This is a genomic window from Paenibacillus sp. OT2-17, from assembly GCF_009827695.1.
GTDB classification, from domain to species: domain Bacteria; phylum Bacillota; class Bacilli; order Paenibacillales; family Paenibacillaceae; genus Paenibacillus; species Paenibacillus polymyxa_B.
This window is the reverse complement of the sequence record NZ_WUDQ01000557.1, coordinates 1-2,379: the sequence shown is the minus strand read 5'-3', so window position 1 is coordinate 2,379 and position 2,379 is coordinate 1. Positions and strand designations below refer to the sequence as shown.

At 46.6% G+C, this 2,379-nt stretch carries 3 protein-coding genes and 1 tRNA gene; 3 read left to right on the top strand and 1 reads right to left on the bottom strand.

What is annotated here, in order from left to right; genetic code table 11:
• Together GRP75_RS24515 and nirD are read left to right on the top strand one after the other, a co-directional pair.
• Positions 1 to 1,256 (top strand): (2Fe-2S)-binding protein (locus GRP75_RS24515; RefSeq protein ID WP_160790622.1); only part of this gene is annotated, 1,256 nt, incomplete at its 5' end.
• A gap of 12 nt (positions 1,257 to 1,268) precedes the next feature.
• On the top strand, positions 1,269 to 1,598 hold the full coding sequence (gene nirD / locus GRP75_RS24510; protein ID WP_076292956.1) for a nitrite reductase small subunit NirD: 330 nt from the start codon (positions 1,269 to 1,271) through the stop codon (positions 1,596 to 1,598).
• Positions 1,599 to 1,887: 289 nt separating this feature from the next.
• On the opposite strand, the gene GRP75_RS24505 is transcribed toward nirD, so the two are convergent.
• Positions 1,888 to 1,959: transfer RNA gene (locus tag GRP75_RS24505), tRNA-Val, on the bottom strand.
• A 141-nt stretch (positions 1,960 to 2,100) separates the two neighbouring features.
• Here GRP75_RS24505 and GRP75_RS24500 point away from each other — a divergent pair.
• Positions 2,101 to 2,379: GNAT family N-acetyltransferase (locus tag GRP75_RS24500; RefSeq protein WP_337194264.1), on the top strand; the 279-nt coding region annotated here is incomplete at its 3' end.

Below are 2,379 nucleotides of genomic sequence, written 5' to 3'. Positions count from 1 at the left end.
AAGAGTTATTACTTGGCTTCAATCCCGGTCAACCTGAAGCTAGTGGCGCCATGATGCTGGAGCAGATGCCTGATGACGAAATTGTATGCGGATGTAATGGTGTATCCAAGGGTGACATTGGAGAGGCGGTTGCGGCTGGCTGCCGGAGTGTCGGGGAGATTAAGGCATGTACGAAGGCATCGGCATCATGTGGCGGCTGCAAGCCATTAGTGGAGGGACTCTTACAGCTATACGCAGGTGCAGAAGCCGGAGAAACGCTGAAAGAGGGGATTTGTAGTTGTACGACGCTTGACCGGGAAGCGATCATTGATGGCATTCGAGAGATGGGATTGAAGAGCGTTAAAGAAGTGATGAATGTGCTGGGATGGAACGAACCGGAAGGTTGCACGAAATGTCGTCCGGCCCTCAATTATTATCTAGGTATGGTATGGCCGATGGATTATGAGGATGAGAAGGAATCCAGATTCACGAATGAACGGTACCATGCCAATATACAGAAAGATGGCACCTATTCTGTCGTGCCCCGCATTTATGGAGGAGTTACTTCACCTGCCGACCTGAAGAAAATTGCTGCTGTCGCAGAAAAATACAATGTGCCTCTGGTTAAATTTACGGGTGGCCAACGTCTTGACCTGCTTGGTGTGAAAAAGGAGGATTTGCCGGGGATCTGGGCCGAGTTGGATATGCCGTCTGGATATGCCTATGGAAAGACGCTGCGAACGGTTAAGACGTGCGTAGGTAACACCTTTTGCCGCTTTGGCACTCAGGATGCTATGGGTATGGGCATTCGGTTGGAAAAGGCATTTGAACGGCTGAATGCGCCATCCAAAGTCAAACTGGCTGTATCTGGTTGCCCGCGTAACTGCGCTGAAGCGACGATAAAGGATTTAGGCGTCGTTGCTATTGACGGTGGCTGGGGGATCTACGTTGGAGGTAACGGCGGTATTAAGGTTCGGGCAGCTGAACTGCTTTGTACCGTTAAAACCGAGGATGAAGTAATGGAATGGACCGGTGCCTATCTGCAGTATTATCGCGAGCAGGCCAATTGGAACGAACGCACAGCCCATTGGGTGGAACGGGTCGGAGTTGAATCCGTCAAACAGGCACTCGCGAATGCAGAGACGAGGAAACAACTGGTGACCAAAATTGAGGAGACGTTAAGCAAGACGACTGATCCGTGGCACGAAATTATTCACAACGAAGAGCTGCGCAAAAATTTTGTGCAGTTGCCGGAACTTAAGCCAGTAATGGAATAGGGGGCTGACAAAATGGAGACCAATACGACAACCAACAGAGTCAGAATAGCTGATCTGAACGAAATTGACCGACGTGGAGCAAGGACAGTTCGCATTCATAATACAGAGATAGCTGTATTCCGTCTGAGCGATGGCAGCGTGCATGCGCTTGAGAATCGTTGTCCGCACAAAGGGGGGCGGTTATCCGAAGGAATGATATGTGGCTCATCGGTCCATTGTCCGCTCCATGACTGGAAAGTCGACCTTTCCACTGGTCGGGTGCAAGAGCCGGATACTGGATGTGTGACTGCTTACCCCACGGAGATTGATAGTGAGAGCGGGGCGGTTTATATCGTAATCTAAGAGTTCTATACGTATTGTGCTGATGGTTCTGCTTTTTTTCTTCTATATAATAGAAGGATCAAGGTGAAAGGCTTTGTTGAAGAAGTGGTGCTGTTAAAGTGCAATGATCTGAGTATACAGAAAAGTCGACCCTATTTTTCCGGGCGGCTTTTTTATCTTATAAGTATGATTTTAATTAAAAAATATTTCTTGATTAAATCTTAGTGAATGACCTGTTTTCTTTTCTCAGGATAACTCGCTTTATCTCTAGACAAATAAAAAAAGCCTTGAGAATCAAGGCTTTTGACGATAGGACGGATGGGGATCGAACCCATGACCCTTACCCTGTCAAGATAATGCTCTCCCGCTGAGCTACCGTCCTGCGGTTACTAGATAATATCATGTATTAACCATATATGTAAAGTGAAAAAATAGAAGTCAGCCTGTACTTCATGATCATTTATATATATAATTCGAATTTAGCGAGTTTGCAATTTGGAATTAATGATAGGGGGAACAGATGATGGCCGCAGAAATTATAAGTGTAACAACAGAGGAACAGCTACAGGAGGCAATATCGATCCGTACCAAAGTGTTTGTCGAAGAGCAAAAGGTTCCTCTTGATTTAGAAATTGACCATTATGACAAGCTGGGAGATACGGCCCATCATTTGCTAATTTGTGAACATGGTGAAATGGTGGCCACTGGTCGATTGACATACTATGAGGAAGATACAGCTAAAATGCAACGTATTGCCGTTCTCAAGGAGCATCGTGCCGCAGGCTATGGACGTGTATTACTG

Bases quoted from the DNA above. Each gene is read 5' to 3' on its own strand.
- nirD (WP_076292956.1), top strand. From the start codon at position 1,269: ATGGAGACCAATACGACAACCAACAGAGTCAGAATAGCTGATCTGAAC.